Here is a 20,234-nt window from a genome sequence, read left to right as displayed (position 1 = left end):
CTACGTGAATTAGATTTTAAAGAGGCGAATCTGCCGACTTTTGGCATTAATTCCCCGGCAGGCATCTGATATTTTAACAGGATAGTAAAATCAGCAGGAGCGCTTGTGCCACGTTACCACCGTAAACTCTTTGTGTTAGGTCTGTTGCTGGCCCCCTCGCTCTCTATGGCGGCGAAAGTGCGCTTGCAGTTGGAAGGTCTGGAAGGCGACCTGCAAAAGAACGTCCGTGTCCGACTCTCCTCAATTCAGAGTGACGAAGTGGGGGCGGACGGGCGTTTCCGCGCGCGCGTCAGTGCGGCTATCCAGCAAGGCCTAAGGCCGCTGGGGTATTACCAACCGACTATCGATTTCGACTATCGAGCGACCCCGCCGCCGGGCCGCCCGGTGCTGATTGCCAAAGTCACGCCGGGCATTCCGGTGAAAATCGCCGGGACCAGCGTGGTGATTGAAGGTCAGGCGAGCAAGGACGATGAGTTTGAAGCGCTAAAGAAGTCGCGCGTCCCGGCCGTGGGCACCATCCTCAATCACGGAACCTATGACAATTTCAAAAGCGCGCTGACCGGCGCTGCCGTGCGTAAGGGCTACTTTGACGCAGATATGCGCAAGAGCCAGCTCGGCGTGATAGAAGATGAACACAAGGCGTTCTGGGATATCCAATTCGACAGCGGCGATCGCTATCACTTTGGGCAAGTGAATTTCCAAGGCTCGCAAATCCGCGAAGAATATCTGCAAAATCTGGTGCCGTTCCATCAGGGCGACTACTACAGCTCCTCAGATCTGGCGGAGTTGAACCGCCGTCTGTCCGCGACGGGCTGGTTTAACTCGGTGGTGGTCGCGCCTGATTTTAGCGACGCCAAAGCCACCAAAACGCTGCCGCTGAACGCCGTGGTGACGCCGCGAACCCGTAACACATTAGAAACCGGTGTGGGTTACTCCACCGACGTCGGCCCGCGCATCAAAGCCAACTGGAAGAAGCCGTGGGTCAATGACCGCGGCCAGAGCATTGAAAGCACCATTAACCTCTCAGGCCCGGAGCAGTCGCTGGACCTGAGCTATAAAATCCCCCTGCTGAAAGCGCCTCTCGAGCAATATTATCTGGTGCAGGGCGGCTTCAAACGTGAAGACCTCAACGACACCAAATCAGACTCCAGCACCGTCAATCTGGCGCGTTACTGGGATCTGAGCAGCGGCTGGCAGCGCGCGGTTAATCTACGCTGGAGCCTCGACCACTTTACCCAAGGTAATGTCACCAACACCACCATGCTGATTTATCCGGGCGTGAGTGCCAACCGCACCCGCCAGCGCGGCGGTTTGATGCCGACCTGGGGCGACTCCCAGCGCTACTCGCTCGACGTGTCTGACACCACCTGGGGATCGGACGTCGACTTCGCGGTGGTGCAGGCGCAAAACGTCTGGATCCGCACCTTGGCGGAGAAAAATCGCTTCGTGGTGCGCGGGAATTTGGGCTGGATTGAAACCAACGACTTTGAGCGCGTGCCGCCATCCCTGCGCTTCTTCGCCGGTGGTGACCGCAGTATTCGCGGCTATAAATACAAATCTCTGTCGCCAAGAGACAGTGACGGCAAGCTGACCGGTGCGTCAAAACTGGCGACCGGCTCGCTCGAGTATCAATACAACGTGACCGGAAAGTGGTGGGGCGCGGTGTTTGTTGACTCCGGCGAAGCCGTAAATGATATCGCCAAAAGCAATGTGAAAACCGGCGCAGGTGTGGGCGTTCGCTGGGCTTCCCCCATTGGGCCGGTCAAGTTCGACATTGCCGCGCCAGTGGCGGACAAAGATGAGCATGGATTGCAGTTTTACATCGGTTTGGGTCCAGAATTATGAGTTTGTTTAAAAAGATCTGTATTGGTTTCCTCATCGTTCTGCTGTTGCTGCTGGGCACGGTGGCGTTTCTTATCGGCACGCAAACAGGGCTGCATCTGGTTATCAACAGCGCCCAGCGCTTTGTCCCCGGCCTGAAGATCGACAGCGTTGAGGGCGGCTGGCGCAACCTCCAACTGAAGGGCCTGCATTACCAAATGCCGGGCGTGGATGTGAAAGCCGGCGAGTTCCACCTGTCGCTCGACCTCTCGTGCTTTAAAAACAGCGCGCTGTGCGTCAACGCCGTTGGCCTGAGTGACGTGGACGTGGCGGTGAAAACCAATGAAATGACGCCGTCCCAGCCCACAGCCGAGCCTGAAAACAGCGAGCCGCTGACCAACCTCAGCACGCCGTACCCCATCACGCTGCGCGCGCTGACGCTCAATAACGTTAATGTGACTATCGACGATCGCGCCATTTCGCTGGGTGAGTTCAGCACTGGCGCGCAGTGGACGGATCGCTCGCTGCATCTGACCCCGACTCATATCGGCGGCCTGCTGATTGCCCTGCCGAAGACCCCGGCTAACCCTCTGCCAGAAGTGGTTCAAGCCGCGCAAGATAAAGCCGTGGAGAAAGCCACCGGCAAACCGGCCGAAAAACCGGTTGAAGCCCCGCCTGAAAAGCCGCTGGGTGAAACCTTACAAGAGCTGTTTGCCAAGCCATTGCTGCCAGAACTGCCGGACTTCCGCCTGCCGCTGGATTTGAATATTGAGCAGCTGACGGCGGACAATTTACGCCTGACGGGGGATACCGACGTGTTGATCACCCGTTTCGCCCTTAAAGCCAGCTCGCAGGATCAGATTGTGAAGCTTGAGCAGCTGCAAGTGCGTTCGCCGCAAGGCTCGCTAGACGGTATTGGTCAAGCGACGCTGGAAAACAACTGGCCGGTGGATATGACCCTCAACACCGCGCTGAACGTCGACCCCATCAAAGGCGAGAAAATTAAGCTGAAGGTGGGCGGAGGTCTGCGCGATAAGCTGGATCTCGGCATTAACCTCTCAGGCCCGGTGCGCGCCCAGCTGGCGCTGCAAACCCAGCTCGCCGAGGCGGGCCTGCCGCTTAATCTGACCCTGAACAGTGACGCGCTGCAATGGCCGCTGACCGGCACGCCGCAGTATCAGGTCAAAGGCTTCAAACTGAAGTTTTCGGGTAAGGCGACGGATTACGCGCTGTCACTGCGTTCCGACTTCAGCGGCGACCAAATCCCTCCTGCCACCTTGACCGTGGATGGCAAAGGCAACGTCGAGCAGTTCAAACTGACCCTGCTACGCCTGGCCGCCCTGCAGGGTAATACTGACCTGACGGGCATTGTGGACTGGAGCAAGGCGATTAGCTGGAATGCCTTACTGACCCTGAATGGCATCAACACCGCCAAGCAGTATCCCGACTGGCCAGCCAAATTGCAGGGCAAAATCGCTACGCGCGGCAGCCTGTATGGCGGAAGCTGGCAGATGCAGATCCCGACGCTGGAGCTGGATGGCAACGTTAAGCAGAATCTGGTGAAGGCGCGTGGGAATCTGCGTGGCAACAACTACGGCCAGTGGGATATCCCTCAGCTGCACCTTGAGTTGGGCCGCAACAACATTGATGTGAAAGGCTCGCTCAGCGATAAATGGGCGCTGGACGCCAACATTGACGCCCAGCATCTGGACGGCGCGCTGCCGGGACTGGGCGGCGTCGCTAAAGGCATGATTCAGGTGCGCGGCGACTTGAAAGCGCCGAAGCTGCTGGCTGACCTGACCGCCAGCCGCCTCAAGTGGCAGGCGCTGACCATTAACCGGGTGGACATCAAAGGTGATGTCAGCTCGGCGGAGCAGATTCAGGGCAACCTCGCGGTTCGTGTCCAGCAGCTTAAGCAAGATGCTTTGGAAATCAGCAACCTGACGCTAGATGCCAAAGGTAATGAGAAGCAGCATCAGCTTAAACTGAATGTCGAAGGCAAACCGGTTTCTGGCCAACTGGCCCTGACCGGCAGTTTCGACCGCGCCACAGAGCAGTGGAAAGGCAACATCAATAACACGCTGTTTGATACGCCAGTGGGCGCATGGCGCTTGAATCGCTCGATTGCGCTGGAGTACTTCAACAAAGAGCAGCGCGTTACCGTCGGCCCGCACTGCTGGCAGAACCCTAATGCCGACCTTTGCGTGCCGAAAACCATCGACGCCGGTGCTAGCGGGCAGGCGAGTTTGCAGCTCAATCGCTTTGATTTGGCGATGCTCAAGCCTTTCCTCGGCGACGATACCAAGTTGAGTGGCGTGTTTACCGGCAAAGCCAACGTGGCGTGGAAAGCCGACGGCGGCTTGCCGCAGGGCAGCGTGTCGCTGGTGGGTAACGGCGTGAAGGTACAGCAACTGGTGAGTGGCAACCTCCTGCCTATCGCCTTCGACACCCTGAACCTGAATGCCGGCATGAACAACGGCCGCGCGACGCTGGACTGGTTAATCAAGCTGACCAATAACGGGCAGTTTGATGGCAACGTGCAAATCGCCGACCCGCAGAACCGCCGCAATCTCAGCGGGACGGTGAATATCAATCGCATATCGATGGCGCTGATCCAACCGATTCTGGCCGATGGCGAGAAGGCCTCGGGCCTGCTCAACGCCAACCTGCGTCTGGGCGGCAACGCGCAGAAGCCGCAGGTGTTTGGCCGATTGGCGCTGTCAGATATCGACTTTGACGCCGAATTCATGCCGTTTGATGTCACCAGCGGCAACCTCAATATCAACTTCAACGGCATGTCGTCGCTGATGGATGGGGTGATCCGCACCGCCCACGGCCAGCTGGCATTAAACGGCAACGCCGACTGGAGCGTGCTGAACGCGTGGCGCGCCAGAATTGCCGCCAAGGGCGACCGGGTGAGGGTTTCCGTGCCGCCGATGGTGCGACTGGACGTCTCGCCGGACGTGGTGTTTGAAGCCACGCCGCAGCTGTTCTCGCTCAACGGTCGGGTGGATATCCCGTGGGCGCGCATTACCGTGCAGGAGCTGCCGGAAAGCGCGGTGGGCGTCTCGTCCGATGAAGTGATGCTCAATGACCAGCGCCAGCCGATTGCGCCGCCGTCGACCTCGATCCCCATCAACAGCAATCTGATGGTGAATATCGGCGATGACGTGCGTCTCGACGCCTTCGGCCTGAAAGCCCGTCTGAAAGGGGCGCTCAAGGTCGCGCAGGATAAACACGGTCTGGGGTTAAACGGCCAGATTGATATTCCTTCCGGTCGTTTCCACGCTTACGGGCAGGACCTGATTGTGCGTAAAGGCCAGTTGCTGTTCTCCGGCCCGGCCGACCAGCCGCTGCTGAATCTGGAAGCGATTCGTAACCCAGACTCGACCGAAAATAACGTTATTGCCGGTTTACGTGTCACGGGCGAGGCGGATTCGCCTAAACTTGAAATATTCTCAGATCCGGTGATGTCGCAGGAACAAGCCTTGTCCTACCTGCTTCGCGGCCAAGGTTTGGACAGTTCTGGTGCCGATAGTGGCGCGATGACCTCAATGCTTATCGGTATGGGGGTTGCGCAAAGTGGTAAACTTGTGGGTAAAATCGGCGAAGCATTCGGTGTCAGCAATCTGGCGCTGGATACGCAGGGCGTGGGGGATAACTCTCAGGTGGTGGTCAGTGGCTATGTTTTACCGGGTCTTCAGGTGAAATACGGTGTCGGTATCTTCGACTCGCTGGCAACGCTGACTCTGCGTTATCGTTTGATGCCTAAACTTTACCTCGAAGCCGTTTCGGGTATCGATCAGGCATTGGATTTGCTTTATCAGTTTGAGTTTTAACTCATGTGACTTTTACTATACGAAACCAAACATGCGAATAATTGTTTATGGCAGTTTACGACGCAAGCAAGGCAACAGTCATTGGATGACGAACGCTCAGTGGTTGGGTGACCACGAGCTGGAAGGCTACGCGCTCTATAATCTGGGGCACTATCCGGCAGCCGTTCCAGGGGATGGAAAAGTCTATTGTGAAGTTTACCGCATCACGTCATCCATTATGGCTGAACTGGATGAACTGAAAAGTAATACAAAAGATTATAAACGTGAGCTGATTTCCACTCCGTACGGCAGTGCCTGGATCTACCTCTATATACGTTCGCTCGAAGGCGTACCGCGTATTGAAGGTGGTGATTGGCTCAAGCGTGCGGAAGATGTGAAGTAAGAACGCTGAGCAAGGTCGTCGTTCCGTTGATACCAAACACATCTCTTCTAAAACCAGGGAGAGAGACATAAAAAAAACACCGTCCAATGGGCGGTGTTTTTCTTTTTATACGGCCTGCCGTTCGGCGACCGTAAAGCTCAAACAATTACTTGTTTTTAGCGCGTTCGAAAGAGGTCACGATCTCTTCTTTCGCAGCAGCAGCGTCAGCCCAGCCGTCAACTTTAACCCATTTGCCTTTTTCCAGCGCTTTGTACTGCTCGAAGAAGTGGGTGATCTGGCCGCGCAGCAGCTCTGGCAGGTCGTTCACATCTTTAATGTGATCGTACTCTTTGCTCAGTTTGGTGTGTGGTACTGCAACAACTTTGGCATCTTCGCCAGATTCGTCGGTCATTTTCAGCACGCCAACTGGACGGCAGCGAATGACTGAGCCTGGTTGCAGTGGGTACGGCGTTGGGACCAACACGTCTACCGGGTCACCATCAAGGGACAGGGTGTGGTTGATGTAACCGTAGTTGCATGGGTAGAACATCGCAGTCGACATGAAGCGATCCACGAACAGTGCACCGGTATCTTTATCTACTTCGTATTTGATGGGATCAGCGTTAGCTGGGATTTCGATAACTACGTAGATATCTTCTGGCAAGTCTTTGCCTGCCGGCACATTGATTAAGCTCATTTTGGTTTCCTTCAGTGAACCAGGAATTGGAGTGGCGGACATTATAGCCAAGTCCGTCACGATTTCCTGTCCTTTTCGTGGTGGGGATTTCTGGTGTTTCTCTCTTTTTCCCTGCTGTTAATCCCTATTGTTTGGCATGAAAGTTTTCTGAGTCCTCGCTTTACCGCCTAACTGCCTGTTTTACGGTTTCTTCTCAAGATTTTCACAAAATAGTCGATAACAAATGACATAAAAAAGTCTGCGGCATCGACAGATTACCTCTCTTCATTTTCCTCCATTTCCTAAACCACCGGATAACACAGCATGTTGAATAAGTTGAGCGTAAAGGCAGGATTGATCGCCTTGTTAGGGGTAATGACCCTGATTTTATTGTTGGTCAGCGTCTTAGGAGCCAACGCCATTCGCCAGAGCGCCTCCTCGTTACAGCAAATTAACCAGTTGCAGGGTGAAGAGTTGGGTTCGCTGGCGGAGAGTTACAGCTTCTCGCTGCGCGCTCGCGTGGCAAGCAGCGTGGCCGTGCGTCAGTTGGAAATTGGCATGATGGATGACTCGAAGGCCACGGCGGGGCGAGTGGCAGGCTATTTGAAACAAGCCGATGAGAAAGTGGCTCTGTTTGTGGGGATTGATGATGGCAACGAGCAGGGGCGTGCGCTGACCAAGGCCTTGAAAGACGCCTATGATGCTTATAAAGCCAACGGTTTGCTCCCCGCGCTGGCGGCCATTCAGTCACAAAGCAGCGACGCCTATTACGACGTGTTAGAAAACAAAATAACGCCGTACAGCAACGCCTACGATAAGGCACTGAGCGATTTCCGCATTTACGCTCAGGAGAGCACTCAGCAGCGCATTGAGCATGCTCGCGCCCAGTCGCGCATCCAGCTGACCATTATTATTGTTGCCTGCATCGCTGCGATCTCTATCGCACTGCTGTCGTGGTTCGCGTTGCAGAAAATCATCATGCATCCGCTGAGTACCTCGATTGCCCAACTGGAGTTCATCGCGGCGGGCGATTTGACCCATGACATTGATGATTCGCGTAGCAACGAAATGGGCCGTCTGCTGCGTGCCATGAAGAAGATGCAAGACTCGCTGGCGGCCTCCGTTGGCCGAGTGCGCGATGCGGGCAATCAGATTGACGTCGGCACCCGCGAACTGGCTGCCGGAAACGTGAATTTGGCGCAGCGCACCGAAGAGTCGGCGGCTTCGCTGGAAGAGACGGCGGCCAGCATGGAGCAGTTGACCTCTACGGTGCGTATGAACGCCACCAACTCCGAGCAGGCGAATCAGCTGGCGCAGAGTGTCTCGAGCATTGCCGATAAAGGCAGTCAGGTGGTGAATCACGTGATGGATAAAATGCGGGCCATCACTGACAGCTCGAAACGTATTACCGACATCATCACGGTGATTGACGGTATTGCCTTCCAGACCAATATTCTGGCACTGAACGCCGCCGTTGAAGCTGCTCGCGCCGGTGAGCAGGGGCGCGGTTTTGCCGTGGTGGCGGGCGAAGTTCGCAGTCTCGCGCAGCGCAGCGCGCAGTCGGCAAAAGAGATCAAAGAGCTGATTGTGGACTCTGAAAGCCGCATCTCGGAAGGGGAAACCATGGTCAAATCGGCGGCCGGCACCATGACTGAGATTGCCAACGAAGTGCGCCGCGTTACCAGCTTAATGCGTGAGATTTCTATCGCCACCACCGAGCAGACGCACGGTATCGAGCAGGTGAATATCGCCATTACCCAAATGGATCAGGTGGCGCAGCAAAACGCCGCGCTGGTGGAAGAGGCGACAGCGGCAACGCGCTCGCTGGAAGAGCAGGCGCAGTTACTGGCGCAAAGCGTGTCGGTGTTTAAGCTCAGCCAGCAAGATTTGGTATAAATCGAATCCAAACTAATGGCTTGGGCAAATAAAAAGGTTCGGCACATGCCGAACCTTTTTTATGTAAGTGATGTACAGAGATAACGCGTTCTTATTGTGGGTAAGCGTCGTCTGGGAACTCAGCGATGAAGCGTTCTGCATCTTCAACCATTGAACGGTTGCCGACGAAGAAAGGTGCGCGCTCGTGCAGCTTTTGCGGAATGATGTCCAGAATACGGTTTTTACCATCGCTGGCTTTACCACCGGCTTGCTCGGCAAGGAACGCCATCGGGTTGCACTCATACAGCAGGCGCAGTTTACCGGTAGGGTGACTTGCGGTGCTTGGATAGATATAAATGCCGCCTTTCAGCAGGTTACGGTGGAAATCCGCTACCAGAGAGCCGATATAGCGCGAGGTGTAAGGGCGATTTGTGGCTTCGTCCTGCTCCTGACAGTACTTAATGTACTTCTTCACGCCGAGCGGGAATCTGATGTAGTTGCCTTCGTTAATAGAGTACATGTTGCCCTTCGCTGGGAAACGGACTTTTTCATGAGACAAGCAGAAGACGCCGAGTGAAGGGTCATAGGTGAAGGCATGAACGCCCGCGCCCGTGGTGTAAACCAGCATGGTGGAGGAGCCGTAAACCACATAACCTGCCGCGACCTGACGGTTGCCCGGTTGCAGGAAGTCAGCTTCGGTGACCGGCTGGCCCAGTGGAGTGGTACGACGGTAAATAGAGAAGATGGTGCCGACAGAGACGTTAACATCAATGTTGGAGGAGCCATCAAGGGGGTCCATCAGGATCACGTATTTTGCATTTTCAGCACGTTCCCCTTCAAAGACGACGATCTCATCTTCTTCTTCCGACGCGATACCGGCAATTTCGCCGCGCGCTAACATCGCCGCTTTTAACTTTTCATTGGCGTAAAGGTCGAGTTTCATTTGAACTTCGCCCTGCACGTTTTCTACACCACTTGTACCGAGAATATCGACCAGCCCGGCTTTGTTGATGTCCCTATGAATGATTTTTGCGCCGAGTTTTATTGCTGAAAGGAGAGCGGTCAGCTCGCCGGTCGCATGGGGAAAATCCTGCTGCTTTTCAACAATAAATTCGCCTAACGTTTTCATGACGCATTCCCTAAATCTAGGATGGATAACGGTTTATTAATAAAACCTTAACATGAGCACGAGCAGTTTAGCCCAAATATATGGATGAATCCTAGGCAAATCCATTTCTTCTGGAGGATTCTGAGCGGTAGAATAGCGGCTGACTTAAAGGCATTAATGGAAAACATATGCGCATTCATATTCTTGGGATTTGCGGCACCTTTATGGGCGGGCTGGCAATGCTGGCACGCGCACAAGGGCATCAGGTTACCGGTTCAGATAACAACGTTTATCCACCAATGAGTACGCTGCTGGAGAATCAGGGTATTGAACTGATCCAGGGTTACGACCCCGCGCAGCTCGAGCCTCGTCCTGATCTGGTGATCATCGGCAACGCCATGACGCGCGGAAACCCGTGCGTGGAAGCCGTGCTGGAGCAGGGCATTCCTTACGTTTCTGGCCCACAGTGGTTACACGACCACGTGCTGCCGGGCCGCTGGGTGATTGCCGTTGCGGGCACCCATGGTAAAACCACCACGGCTGGCATGGTCGCGTGGATCCTCGAAGCCTGCGGCTACGAGCCGGGCTATGTCATCGGCGGCGTGCCGGGCAACTTCGACGTCTCTGCGCGTCTGGGTAACAGCCCATTTATGGTGATTGAAGCCGACGAATACGACAGCGCGTTCTTCGACAAACGTTCCAAGTTTGTTCACTACAGCCCGCGCACGCTGGTGCTGAACAACCTTGAGTTCGACCACGCTGACATCTTCGACGACTTAAAAGCTATCCAGAAACAGTTCCACCATTTGGTTCGTCTGGTACCGGGTCAGGGGAAAATTATCCTGCCTGACAATGACACACCGCTGAAACAAGTGATGGCGATGGGCTGCTGGAGTGAGCAGGAGTTTGTTGGTGAAGCCGAAACCTGCGCCTGGGATGCCAAGAAGCTGACCCCGGACGCCAGCTCGTTCACCGTCTACCTGCACGGTGAGAGCGTCGGCGAAGTGCACTGGTCGCTGGTTGGCGAACACAACATGCACAATGGCCTGATGGCGATCGCCGCGGCGCGTCACGTCGGCGTGAAACCTGAAGATGCCTGCAAAGCCTTGGGCGATTTCATCAACGCCCGTCGCCGTCTCGAACTGCGCGGCGAAGCCTATGGCGTGAGCGTGTATGACGATTTTGCTCACCATCCGACGGCGATTCTGGCCACCCTTGCTGCCTTGCGCAGTAAAGTCGGCGGTACCGCGCGCATTTTGGCCGTGCTCGAACCGCGTTCTAACACCATGAAAATGGGCATGAGCAAGAATGAACTGGCGCCAGCGCTGGGCCGTGCCGATGAAGTCTTCCTGTTACAGCCTCAGCACATTCCTTGGCAAGTAGCAGAAGTTGCTGAGCACTGTGTGCAGCCTGCTCACTGGAGCGCGGATGTCGACTCGCTGGCCGATTTAGTGGTGAAAGCCGCGCAGCCGGGCGACCATATTTTGGTGATGAGTAACGGCGGCTTCGGCGGCATTCACACCAAACTGCTGGATGCTCTGGCGGCGAAATCTGTGGCGGTCGAGCAGGAATAAGCTTCAGCCTGTTGGAACCTTCTTAAACACAGCTCCGGCTGTGTTTTTTTATGGCTGAAAGGCAGCGGGGCGCGGAAAAAAGGATAAAAAAAAGCTCCCGCAATACACGGGAGCCAAAGGGTGTCGTCGGACAGGACGACGAGGGTCTCGGGAAGTTAAGAGCACGGCAGTGGCAGTGTCAGCTCTCTTTCCAGCCTCAACAGCGCTTATTCTTATCGCTGGGTGGCTATTGAAACCGGGACTTCAATACAACAATTTTTCTACTTATGAGGGTGACTCGCTTCGCTCAATAAAGCTTATTTATAGAGTTCAGCCGTCGCGTGATATGCGCCTTCGTTATAAGCCTCAATCACACGATAAGAGGTCGCGCCTTTGCTGTCGGCTTTGTCAGACAGTTGCTGGCGGATATCCATAGGTACGCCGTTAACGCCGCTGACGCTAATGGTACCCATAGGTTGTAAATTCTGTGCCTGATCGTTGGTGACCAAGTTGGCAGCTGAAGCGCCAAATGAGATGGCAGAGAACAGGCTAAGTGCAGCGATAGTAGTCGTGATTTTCATGACAATTTCCTGATATTTATGACGTTGATGCAGGTTATTTGATAGCAACGTCGATTCATGTTTTGGATTCATCAGGTCTGTATTATCAAGATTGAAGGGCGTTTTTGCGCTCTGGAAACTTGGTGCGTTGCAGCGATAAATCCGTTTTTTAATGCTTCGGCCTCTATTTCTTAGGCCAGATAATTTGTCTTACTCAAACTTCTCTTACTAAAACGTCTGTGACTTCAACGTCTTATTGGTAAATCTCTGCCGTTGCGTGGTAGTTGCCTTCTTGGCGAACTTCAATCACGCGGAAGGCTTTTGCACCTTGCTCATCGGCTTTATCAGATAGTGCCTGACGAATATCCGTAGGAGCACCGGCCACGCCGCTGACGCTAACCATACCGACGGATTGCAGATTTTTTGCCTGATCTTGTGTGACAGGTTGTGCTGCAAATGCGCCAAATGACAGTGCAGAGAGAATGCTGAATGCAGCGATAGTAGTTGTTACTTTCATGATTGACCTCGTCTCTTTTATTATGTAGTCCGAACAAACAGTGATTCACATCACGGAAATGAGTATACATCTAGTAACCCGAAATATTAATAGTTTGCTAATAGTTTTTGGTGTGGTTATAAGGGGGCTAGTAGTGTTTTTAATAACAGAAAAGAATAAAAAACGGCTTAAAATTGACCTTTTGAGGGTATTGTCTTGATAAATTAATGGGTTATGTCATTTGAGCTATTTGTGCTGAATATTGCAGAGATTCACACTATTGAAACCAGCATGTGAAGATGGTGTGACTGGTAGGGTCGTATTTAACAGGATGACATCATGTCAGGTCGGTTGGAAAACAACCTGATAGGTGGGTTTTAGGGTTAATAATTTATAAATAACCAGAAAATAAGGTAGAAAAGGGTGCTCGCAGGATACCGTTGAGTACTTCACGGGTCACCTGCGCATATAATGGAGTGGCTTTACGCTGAGGAAGAGCGCGATTAAAGCTCTTGTTCGAACAGACTGAGAATGGCTTCGTACAGCTGTTTCACGCTAAATCCGCGGGCTGGCGTGGTGAAAATGGTGTCATCCCCGGCGATGGTGCCAAGAATGCCTTCCGATTTGCCTAATGAGTCCAGCAGGCGGGCAATAAGTTGCGCTGCACCCGGGCTGGTGCGGATCACCACAACGGCATCGTTATAGTCGATATCCAGAACCAAGTTTTTTAACGGGCTGGTGGTGGTCGGGACACCAATCTCGGCCGGCAGGCAGTACACCATCTCCATTTTCGCATTGCGGGTGCGTACGGCACCGAATTTGGTCAGCATGCGAGAAACTTTAGATTGGTTGATGTTCTCAAATCCGTCCTCTTGCAAAGCAAGGACGATTTCGCCTTGAGAACTGAACTTCTCTTCCTTCAATAAGGCTTTGAAGGCTTTAATTAGATCTTCCTGTTTGGCAGGATTACGCATTTTGCACCCTAAGGTCATAACGATAGTGCGGGTGATTATGCATATATATGAATTTTTATGCAATAAAGATAATCACTCATTACCCTGAGTTGTGCGCAATGTCTGGTTATACCCATTTATCCAGCGATGAATTTAGTAATGAATATGCTGGAATTGTGCATTGTTGACATAAGACATAGTTATTAAATTGTTATGGAATTGATATTGTCCTGATGCCATCAACGGGTGTAATGTAACCGCCGGTTAACCTGTCGTGTTTCGTGACGCTATTTTTATGATGTCATTGATTTATGCCATTGATGCATAAGCAAATAATCTTAAATAAAGCCGACATACAGCCAAAATTACCGCGTAGCTTCTCAATCTCAGGTATAGAGATTGTTGCAGTAGTGCAGTGGATGATGGTCACTACCTAGATGAATTCACGGCGCTTTTTAAGTTTATGATAATAAAGGAGTATAGGATGAAAGTTGCAGTTCTCGGTGCAGCTGGCGGTATCGGCCAGGCCCTCGCCCTTCTACTCAAGACCCAACTGCCTTCAGGTTCAGAACTCTCTCTGTATGACATTGCCCCCGTTACCCCGGGCGTAGCAGTTGACCTCAGCCACATCCCTACAGCAGTAAAAATCAAAGGTTTCAGCGGTGAAGATGCAACGCCTGCACTGGTTGGTGCTGACGTGGTGCTGATCTCTGCGGGCGTAGCTCGTAAACCGGGCATGGACCGTTCCGACCTGTTCAACGTGAACGCGGGCATCGTCCGTAACCTGATTGAGCAAGTGGCTAAAACCTGCCCGAAAGCACTGATTGGTATTATCACCAACCCAGTGAACACCACCGTTGCGATCGCAGCAGAAGTGCTGAAAAAAGCCGGTGTTTACGACAAAAACAAACTGTTCGGCGTGACGACGCTGGATGCTATCCGTTCAAACACCTTCGTGGCTGAACTGAAAGGCAAACAGCCTCAGGACATCGAAGTGCCTGTGATCGGCGGCCACTCAGGCGTGACTATCCTGCCACTGCTTTCTCAGATCCCTGGCGTCTCTTTCACTGAAAGTGAAGTCGCTGATCTGACTAAACGTATCCAGAACGCGGGTACGGAAGTGGTTGAAGCGAAAGCCGGTGGCGGATCTGCAACCCTGTCTATGGGTCAGGCTGCGGCACGTTTCGGTTTGTCTCTGGTTCGTGCTCTGCAAGGCGAAAGCAACATTGTTGAATGTGCATATGTTGAAGGTAAAGGCGAACACGCCCGCTTCTTCGCACAGCCAATTCTGTTGGGTAAAAACGGCGTAGCCGAGCTGAAAAGCGTGGGTACTCTGAGCGCATTCGAGCAGCAATCTCTGGATTCAATGCTCGACGTACTGCGTAAAGATATCGAGTTAGGTGAGCAGTTCATCAACAAGTGATATCTGCCTAAGCAGTGCCAAATCAACCGCCGGTCTCCCCGGCGGTTTTTTTATGCGTTGTTTGCAAGAACCTCAGGCTTTATTTGGGGAACGGATTTTTCGCTCAATTCTTTTAGAGGTCGTAGGATCAAAATATCTGTTCGGCCAAATGAGGGAAGGGTGGATACCTATTGCATCAGCAATAATACGCTCTCCTTTAGGCCACGGCCGCGATAATGCATTTGCTAGGGTTGATGAACTCAAACCGGCCTCTCGTGATACTGCCGCCAGAGTGGTGCCTTTCTTGCGTAATGCAGCAATAATGTCTGCCTGATGCCAATTTTCTTTATGTCCTTTCATACGTATTCCCTTTTATTATCGGCAAGTTGATCGTCGTAATATTGATATGATTTTTGGTATCAAGATCCAGAATATGAGCTTTAAAAATGGATGTTCTTGGTTTCTGAAAAGCTTTTCATTTTTGGGAAAATATCTCTTTATTCTTGCTAACGCAAATGAGTAATACAAATTGTTCTAAATTAATGGCGCAAGTTAATCAAAATCGCCTATTTATTAGGAGGATAAATGAATGACTTTTTTTGCTAGTTTAAATATATGAATAAGATGTCTGACTAATTATCGACAGCCGTGAGGTCTTTGGTGGCAAGTGAGTGAGGGTTGTAAAAGATTTTCGCTCATCACTTTTGTTTTTATCTCTATGAAAAATATGGGTTTAATGATTCTGTTTGGTTTGTTGACTAACTGTTTAATACTTTCCAAAAAACACTGATTGTGTATTTATTAACTTTCATAAAAAAGATTAATCGATATCTGGGCTTCTTTTGTTACTTATTGAAATGAGTTAATCAGCTTTATTACTTCTATTAAGTAGTGCTATAAGTTATCTGCTTTTATTAAATCTAAAGCTAAACGGAAAGCAGAACAGGCCATTTATGGACATTTTCATGGTCTCAGCGCGTTATAACAGCATTCTTTTGTGCAAATGCACAATATGAAAAGGAACGTTATGAAAAAAGAGTGGTTTTCAGCGAGGGAATTAATTGGTTTCGACGGTCTGCCAAATTCAACTCAGGGCATTCACAGTATGGCACGGCGTCAGGCATGGTTAAAACGCCGTCGTTGGGGTGTTCAGGGACGCGCCGTTGAATATCACATTGGCACCTTACCGATTAAAGCGATGAATAGCCTGGAAATGAAAGAGCAGTCCGCTGAATATGTTTACACTGCCCATCAAGATCCTTTGGCGATTTGGATTGAGAGCTACAAACAGTTAAAAGAAGATGAGCGGGATTTAATTATCAAATTCATTGTGCGGGAAGGGATGTCAGAGGTGTTAAATCGATTGAGCGCTAAGCCCGATACGCCTGATGTCTGAAGCCATGTGAAATGACAACTGTACCGCAGCCGAATCGCGGTACAGCCGTTTTAAGAGTCGTGAATTAGAAATCTCTTCTTACCGCAATATGCGCCAAGCCTTCCAGCGCCGTGCGGTAAGGCGATTCTGGCAAGACCTGCAATGCGCGAATCGCCTTATCAGCTTCTTCTTCAGCGCGAGCGCGAGTGTAGTCCAGAGAACCCCACTGGTGCATCGCTGCCAGAACCGGCTCCAGCAGATGGCGGCCGTTTCCTTGCTCAATAGCACCACGGATCATGGTTGATTGCTCGGCATCGCCGTGCTTCATGGCGTGAAGCAGAGGCAGGGTGGGTTTGCCTTCGTTCAGGTCATCGCCGGTGTTTTTACCCAGCGTCTCGCCATTCGCATCATAATCCAGCAAGTCGTCGATCAACTGGAAGGCCGTGCCCAGATAGCGGCCATAGTCTTGCAGACCCTGAATTTGCTCGTCGTTGCCGCCGGCCAGCATGGCCGATGACTGGGATGCCGCTTCGAACAGGCGGGCCGTTTTGCTGTAGATAACCTGCATATAGATCTCTTCCGTAATGTCAGGATCGTTGCAGTTCATCAGCTGTAAAACTTCACCTTCGGCAATCACGTTGACGGCTTTCGCCATCAGCGCCAGCACCGGCATTGACTCTAAATCCGTCATCATCTGGAAAGCGCGGGTATAGATAAAGTCGCCAACCAGCACGCTGGCGGCATTGCCAAAGGCCGCATTGGCTGTCGCTTTTCCACGGCGCATATCAGATTCATCAACCACGTCGTCATGCAGCAACGTCGCGGTATGGATAAACTCGATAAGGGCGGCGATGGTCACATGCTTGTCGCCTTCATAGCCCAACGCGCGCGCGGTGAGTACGGCGATCATTGGGCGAATGCGTTTACCACCGCCACTAATAATGTAATAGCCCAACTGATTGATCAGTGATACATCAGAATTCAGCTGTTCCAGAATGGTTGCGTTGACCGCAGCCATGTCCTGCTCGGTGAGATCGATAATCTGTTCTAGGTTCATTGTGTTTTTTCGGCTGCGTTACTCTTCACCGCAATGAGATCTGGCTCACATTGGCACATGGCGCTAACTGTAAAGGGGATTGTACTTGAAAAACAATGGAGATAAATGCCATCTAGTGAACTGCGCTTTTTTTCTTCTTTTGTCGTGAAAGTGCTCTTGTCATATGCTGATTTTTTGCGTAGAATTCGCGCCCTATTGTGAATATTTATAGCGCCCTCTGGACTATACAAAGTTGAGTGCGCGGAAAGCGGAGTTTTATATGTACGCGGTTTTCCAAAGTGGTGGTAAACAACACCGTGTTAGCGAAGGGCAGACTATTCGCCTTGAGAAATTGGACATCGCAACTGGTGAAACAGTTGAGTTCGACCAAGTTTTGATGATTGCTAACGGTGAAGAAATCAATATCGGTCTGCCATTAGTTTCTGGCGGTTTGATCAAGGCTGAAGTTATTGCTCACGGTCGTGGCGACAAAATTAAGATCGTTAAATTCCGTCGTCGTAAGCATTACCGTAAGCAACAGGGCCACCGTCAGTGGTTCACTGATGTTAAAATCACCGGCATTAGCGCTTAAGTTTAGGAGAGCGGAACAATGGCACACAAAAAGGCTGGCGGCTCCACACGCAACGGTCGCGATTCAGAAGCTAAACGTCTTGGCGTAAAACGCTTTGGCGGCGAAGCAGTACTGGCAGGCAGCATCATCGTTCGTCAGCGCGGCACCAAATTCCACGCTGGTAACAACGTGGGTTGCGGTAAAGACCACACTCTGTTTGCTTTGGCTGACGGTAAAGTCAAGTTCGAAGTTAAAGGCCCGAAAAATCGTAAATTTATCAGCATCGAAGCTGAATAAATTTCTCGAGTCTTAAGAAAATAGATGTAAGCCCCGCAATTCGTTGCGGGGCTTTTTACATTCTGGTTCGCCTAAGTATGGCAGGGACATGGACACGAAATCGCAGGCGCCTATAGGGATTCTGTTAGCGGTGATCACGGCAATGTGCTGGGGTTCGCTGCCTATAGCGATGAAGCAAGTGTTAGTCGTCATGGACCCTTTCACTGTCGTCTGGTTTAGGTTCTCTCTGGCCGCGGTGGTGCTGGGATGTATTTTGGCGTCACGGCATAGATTGCCGCCGATGCAAATGTTCAAAAGTCCTCGCTGGTTGATTTTACTGTTAGTCGCGACCTGTGGGTTATTGGGCAATTTCGTCTTGTTTGGGTCATCTCTGCAATACCTCAGCCCTACGGCGTCGCAGGTTATCGGGCAGTTATCACCCGTCGGCATGATGTTCGCCAGCGTCATTATCTTGAAAGAGAAGATGCGCGTAACCCAAGTGATTGGGGCGGGCATGCTGATACTCGGCTTGGTGCTGTTCTTTAATACCAGCCTGATTGAAATTTTCACACGTCTCACGGATTACACCCTGGGTGTATTGCTGGGGATAAGTGCGGCAACGGTTTGGGTTATTTACGGCGTTACGCAGAAGGTCTTATTGCGGCGGCTAGCCTCACCTCAGATCTTGTTTTTGCTGTACACTTTATGTTCTATCGCATTGCTCCCGCTGGCCAGTCCGGCGATGCTCTCGCAGCTCAATAGTTGGCAATTTGCCTGTTTATTGTTTTGTGGCGCGAATACGTTAGTAGGATATGGCGCATTAGCGGAAGCGATGGCGAGATGGCAGGCGGCACAAGTAAGTGCATTTGTTACCCTGACGCCATTGTTTACCCTGCTATTTTCAGATTTATTAGCACTTGCCTGGCCTAATATGTTTGCTGCACCAGTGCTTAACCTAATTGGTTATTTGGGAGCATTCGTGGTGGTGGCGGGAGCGATGTTTTCCGCAATTGGCCATCGTTGGTGGCCTGGTCGGACAGAACAAACCCTGGTGGCGACTCTTAAGCAGCCGGGTGAATGATTTACGGAGACGGTACACATGAAGTTTGTAGATGAAGCCACAATTTTGGTCGTGGCAGGTGATGGCGGTAACGGCTGTGTCAGCTTCCGTCGTGAAAAATATATCCCCCGTGGCGGCCCTGATGGCGGCGACGGCGGCGACGGCGGCGACGTCTATGTGCTGGCAGATGAAAACCTCAACACGCTGATCGATTTCCGTTTTGTGAAATCTTATCGTGCAGAGCGCGGCACCAATGGCCAGAGCAGCGATTGTACGGGTAAACGTGGCAAAGACATCGTCATCAAAGTCCCGGTCGGTACGCGTATTCTGGATCAGGGCACTGGCGAAGTATTGGGTGACATGACCCGCCACGGCCAGCAGCAGATGGTTGCCAAAGGCGGTTTCCACGGCCTCGGTAACACCCGCTTCAAATCATCCGTAAACCGTTCCCCTCGCCAAAAAACGATGGGCACCAAGGGTGAGATGCGCGACATCTCTCTGGAACTGATGTTGTTGGCTGACGTGGGCATGCTAGGTCTGCCGAACGCCGGTAAATCAACCTTCATTCGCTCTGTCTCAGCCGCTAAACCAAAAGTTGCCGATTATCCATTTACTACGCTGGTGCCAAGCTTGGGCGTTGTGCGTATGGATAACGAGCAGAGCTTCGTGATTGCCGATATCCCAGGTCTGATTGAAGGGGCTTCGGAAGGCGCAGGTTTAGGTATTCGCTTCCTGAAGCACCTTGAGCGCTGCCGCGTGCTGCTGCATCTTATTGATATCGCACCAATCGATGAATCTGATCCGGTTGAAAACGCTAAAGTTATCATCAACGAACTGCAGCAGTATGATGCCAAATTGGCAGAAAAACCGCGCTGGTTGGTGTTCAACAAAGTTGATCTGATTGAGAAAGAAGAAGCTGAAGCTCGTGCTAAAACCATCGCCGATGCTTTGGGTTGGGAAGGAGATTACTACCTGATCTCTGCCGCCAATCGCGAAGGCGTTAACGCGCTGTGCTGGGATGTGATGAAGTTCATCAATGAAAATCCTAAGCACATGGCTGTTGAGGCTGCCGTGCCAGAGAAAGTTGAATTCATGTGGGATGATTACCACCGTGAGCAACTGGCCGAAGTCGAAGCCGAAGATGACGACTGGGATGATGACTGGGACGAAGATGATGACGAAGGCGTAGAGATTATCTACGAACGTTAATTCTGCGTTTAAGTGATTATTTACACGTCGATAAAGGCCGCTCTAGAGCGGCCTTTTTTCATG

Annotated in this window: 18 protein-coding genes; 11 read left to right on the top strand and 7 right to left on the bottom strand. The window is 51.9% G+C overall.

Annotated features, from left to right (window positions below; genetic code table 11):
• The first annotated feature begins 165 nt into the window (after positions 1 to 165).
• From tamA to ACT3RR_RS17450, 3 genes are read left to right on the top strand one after another with little or no spacing between them, the layout of a single operon-like run.
• The gene (gene tamA / locus ACT3RR_RS17460) at positions 166 to 1,845 is read left to right on the top strand and encodes an autotransporter assembly complex protein TamA (protein WP_437342017.1); all 1,680 of its coding nucleotides are present in this window, start codon (positions 166 to 168) and stop codon (positions 1,843 to 1,845) included.
• Positions 1,842 to 5,660 carry an autotransporter assembly complex protein TamB gene (gene tamB / locus ACT3RR_RS17455; protein ID WP_496200826.1) on the top strand — a complete coding sequence of 1,273 codons (3,819 nt, stop codon included), beginning with the start codon at positions 1,842 to 1,844 and terminating at the stop codon, positions 5,658 to 5,660. The genes tamA and tamB overlap by 4 nt, the downstream gene beginning before the upstream one ends.
• A 31-nt stretch (positions 5,661 to 5,691) precedes the next feature.
• Positions 5,692 to 6,042 carry a gamma-glutamylcyclotransferase family protein gene (locus ACT3RR_RS17450; RefSeq protein ID WP_034795217.1) on the top strand — a complete coding sequence of 117 codons (351 nt, stop codon included), beginning with the start codon at positions 5,692 to 5,694 and terminating at the stop codon, positions 6,040 to 6,042.
• 145 nt (positions 6,043 to 6,187) lie between these two features.
• Here ACT3RR_RS17450 and ppa read toward each other — a convergent pair whose 3' ends face one another.
• Positions 6,188 to 6,718: an inorganic diphosphatase gene (gene ppa / locus ACT3RR_RS17445; RefSeq protein ID WP_034795220.1), complete on the bottom strand. Its 531-nt coding sequence runs from the start codon at positions 6,716 to 6,718 to the stop codon at positions 6,188 to 6,190.
• A 303-nt stretch (positions 6,719 to 7,021) separates the two neighbouring features.
• Here ppa and ACT3RR_RS17440 point away from each other — a divergent pair, with 303 nt between their 5' ends.
• Positions 7,022 to 8,593 (top strand): methyl-accepting chemotaxis protein, encoded by a 1,572-nt coding sequence (locus tag ACT3RR_RS17440; RefSeq protein WP_496200825.1) that lies wholly within the window; start codon positions 7,022 to 7,024, stop codon positions 8,591 to 8,593.
• Between the two features lie 91 nt (positions 8,594 to 8,684).
• On the opposite strand, the gene fbp is transcribed toward ACT3RR_RS17440, so the two are convergent.
• Positions 8,685 to 9,701, bottom strand: a complete 1,017-nt coding sequence (gene fbp / locus ACT3RR_RS17435) for a class 1 fructose-bisphosphatase (protein ID WP_353500665.1) — start codon at positions 9,699 to 9,701, stop codon at positions 8,685 to 8,687.
• 167 nt (positions 9,702 to 9,868) lie between these two features.
• Here fbp and mpl point away from each other — a divergent pair, with 167 nt between their 5' ends.
• On the top strand, positions 9,869 to 11,254 hold the full coding sequence (gene mpl, locus ACT3RR_RS17430) for a UDP-N-acetylmuramate:L-alanyl-gamma-D-glutamyl-meso-diaminopimelate ligase (protein ID WP_496200824.1): 1,386 nt from the start codon (positions 9,869 to 9,871) through the stop codon (positions 11,252 to 11,254).
• A gap of 296 nt (positions 11,255 to 11,550) precedes the next feature.
• Here the strand turns inward: mpl and yhcN (ACT3RR_RS17425) are convergent, their stop codons facing one another.
• The 3 genes from yhcN (ACT3RR_RS17425) to argR all read right to left on the bottom strand — a co-directional run bounded on the left by yhcN (ACT3RR_RS17425) (position 11,551) and on the right by argR (position 13,263).
• The gene (yhcN, locus tag ACT3RR_RS17425) at positions 11,551 to 11,814 is read right to left on the bottom strand and encodes a peroxide/acid stress response protein YhcN (protein WP_353500667.1); all 264 of its coding nucleotides are present in this window, start codon (positions 11,812 to 11,814) and stop codon (positions 11,551 to 11,553) included.
• Positions 11,815 to 12,046: 232 nt separating this feature from the next.
• A complete protein-coding gene (gene yhcN, locus ACT3RR_RS17420) occupies positions 12,047 to 12,310 on the bottom strand; it encodes a peroxide/acid stress response protein YhcN (RefSeq protein ID WP_100938234.1) in 264 nt (87 codons plus the stop codon).
• A gap of 482 nt (positions 12,311 to 12,792) precedes the next feature.
• Entirely contained in the window at positions 12,793 to 13,263 is a 471-nt protein-coding gene (gene argR, locus ACT3RR_RS17415) for a transcriptional regulator ArgR (protein WP_353500668.1), read from the bottom strand.
• A 463-nt stretch (positions 13,264 to 13,726) separates the two neighbouring features.
• Between argR and mdh the strand changes: the two genes are divergently transcribed.
• Entirely contained in the window at positions 13,727 to 14,665 is a 939-nt protein-coding gene (gene mdh, locus ACT3RR_RS17410; RefSeq protein WP_034795231.1) for a malate dehydrogenase, read from the top strand.
• 72 nt (positions 14,666 to 14,737) lie between these two features.
• Here the strand turns inward: mdh and ACT3RR_RS17405 are convergent, their stop codons facing one another.
• The gene (locus tag ACT3RR_RS17405) at positions 14,738 to 15,004 is read right to left on the bottom strand and encodes a helix-turn-helix domain-containing protein (protein WP_353500669.1); all 267 of its coding nucleotides are present in this window, start codon (positions 15,002 to 15,004) and stop codon (positions 14,738 to 14,740) included.
• Positions 15,005 to 15,671: 667 nt separating this feature from the next.
• Between ACT3RR_RS17405 and ACT3RR_RS17400 the strand changes: the two genes are divergently transcribed.
• A complete protein-coding gene (locus ACT3RR_RS17400) occupies positions 15,672 to 16,040 on the top strand; it encodes a DNA-binding protein (protein WP_353500670.1) in 369 nt (122 codons plus the stop codon).
• Positions 16,041 to 16,104: 64 nt separating this feature from the next.
• On the opposite strand, the gene ispB is transcribed toward ACT3RR_RS17400, so the two are convergent.
• Positions 16,105 to 17,076 carry an octaprenyl diphosphate synthase gene (gene ispB / locus ACT3RR_RS17395; protein WP_353500671.1) on the bottom strand — a complete coding sequence of 324 codons (972 nt, stop codon included), beginning with the start codon at positions 17,074 to 17,076 and terminating at the stop codon, positions 16,105 to 16,107.
• A 259-nt stretch (positions 17,077 to 17,335) separates the two neighbouring features.
• Between ispB and rplU the strand changes: the two genes are divergently transcribed.
• From rplU to cgtA, 4 genes are all read left to right on the top strand, one after another.
• Entirely contained in the window at positions 17,336 to 17,647 is a 312-nt protein-coding gene (gene rplU, locus ACT3RR_RS17390) for a 50S ribosomal protein L21 (protein ID WP_034795239.1), read from the top strand.
• 18 nt (positions 17,648 to 17,665) lie between these two features.
• On the top strand, positions 17,666 to 17,923 hold the full coding sequence (gene rpmA, locus ACT3RR_RS17385) for a 50S ribosomal protein L27 (protein WP_034795241.1): 258 nt from the start codon (positions 17,666 to 17,668) through the stop codon (positions 17,921 to 17,923).
• An 88-nt stretch (positions 17,924 to 18,011) separates the two neighbouring features.
• Positions 18,012 to 18,983, top strand: coding sequence for a DMT family transporter (locus ACT3RR_RS17380; protein ID WP_353500672.1), 972 nt, complete (start codon positions 18,012 to 18,014; stop codon positions 18,981 to 18,983).
• 18 nt (positions 18,984 to 19,001) lie between these two features.
• Entirely contained in the window at positions 19,002 to 20,171 is a 1,170-nt protein-coding gene (cgtA, locus tag ACT3RR_RS17375; RefSeq protein ID WP_353500673.1) for an Obg family GTPase CgtA, read from the top strand.
• The last annotated feature ends 63 nt before the right edge of the window (positions 20,172 to 20,234 follow it).

The organism is Ewingella sp. AOP8-B2-18 (assembly GCF_052376015.1).
In the GTDB taxonomy this organism is placed as follows: Bacteria; Pseudomonadota; Gammaproteobacteria; order Enterobacterales; family Enterobacteriaceae; genus Ewingella; species Ewingella allii.
The sequence above is the reverse complement of the archived record's forward strand: the minus strand, read 5'-3'. Positions and strand labels throughout refer to the sequence as shown.

Excerpts from the sequence above, each read along its gene's own strand:
- ACT3RR_RS17400 (WP_353500670.1), top strand. The coding sequence starts at position 15,672 with ATGAAAAAAGAGTGGTTTTCAGCGAGGGAATTAATTGGTTTCGACGGT.
- mpl (WP_496200824.1), top strand. The coding sequence starts at position 9,869 with ATGCGCATTCATATTCTTGGGATTTGCGGCACCTTTATGGGCGGGCTG.
- tamB (WP_496200826.1), top strand. The coding sequence starts at position 1,842 with ATGAGTTTGTTTAAAAAGATCTGTATTGGTTTCCTCATCGTTCTGCTG.
- cgtA (WP_353500673.1), top strand. The coding sequence starts at position 19,002 with ATGAAGTTTGTAGATGAAGCCACAATTTTGGTCGTGGCAGGTGATGGC.
- yhcN (WP_353500667.1), bottom strand. The coding sequence starts at position 11,814 with ATGAAAATCACGACTACTATCGCTGCACTTAGCCTGTTCTCTGCCATC.
- argR (WP_353500668.1), bottom strand. The coding sequence starts at position 13,263 with ATGCGTAATCCTGCCAAACAGGAAGATCTAATTAAAGCCTTCAAAGCC.
- ACT3RR_RS17440 (WP_496200825.1), top strand. The coding sequence starts at position 7,022 with ATGTTGAATAAGTTGAGCGTAAAGGCAGGATTGATCGCCTTGTTAGGG.
- rplU (WP_034795239.1), top strand. The coding sequence starts at position 17,336 with ATGTACGCGGTTTTCCAAAGTGGTGGTAAACAACACCGTGTTAGCGAA.
- ppa (WP_034795220.1), bottom strand. The coding sequence starts at position 6,718 with ATGAGCTTAATCAATGTGCCGGCAGGCAAAGACTTGCCAGAAGATATC.
- rpmA (WP_034795241.1), top strand. The coding sequence starts at position 17,666 with ATGGCACACAAAAAGGCTGGCGGCTCCACACGCAACGGTCGCGATTCA.
- fbp (WP_353500665.1), bottom strand. The coding sequence starts at position 9,701 with ATGAAAACGTTAGGCGAATTTATTGTTGAAAAGCAGCAGGATTTTCCC.
- yhcN (WP_100938234.1), bottom strand. The coding sequence starts at position 12,310 with ATGAAAGTAACAACTACTATCGCTGCATTCAGCATTCTCTCTGCACTG.
- ispB (WP_353500671.1), bottom strand. The coding sequence starts at position 17,076 with ATGAACCTAGAACAGATTATCGATCTCACCGAGCAGGACATGGCTGCG.
- mdh (WP_034795231.1), top strand. The coding sequence starts at position 13,727 with ATGAAAGTTGCAGTTCTCGGTGCAGCTGGCGGTATCGGCCAGGCCCTC.
- ACT3RR_RS17450 (WP_034795217.1), top strand. The coding sequence starts at position 5,692 with ATGCGAATAATTGTTTATGGCAGTTTACGACGCAAGCAAGGCAACAGT.
- ACT3RR_RS17405 (WP_353500669.1), bottom strand. The coding sequence starts at position 15,004 with ATGAAAGGACATAAAGAAAATTGGCATCAGGCAGACATTATTGCTGCA.
- tamA (WP_437342017.1), top strand. The coding sequence starts at position 166 with ATGGCGGCGAAAGTGCGCTTGCAGTTGGAAGGTCTGGAAGGCGACCTG.
- ACT3RR_RS17380 (WP_353500672.1), top strand. The coding sequence starts at position 18,012 with ATGGACACGAAATCGCAGGCGCCTATAGGGATTCTGTTAGCGGTGATC.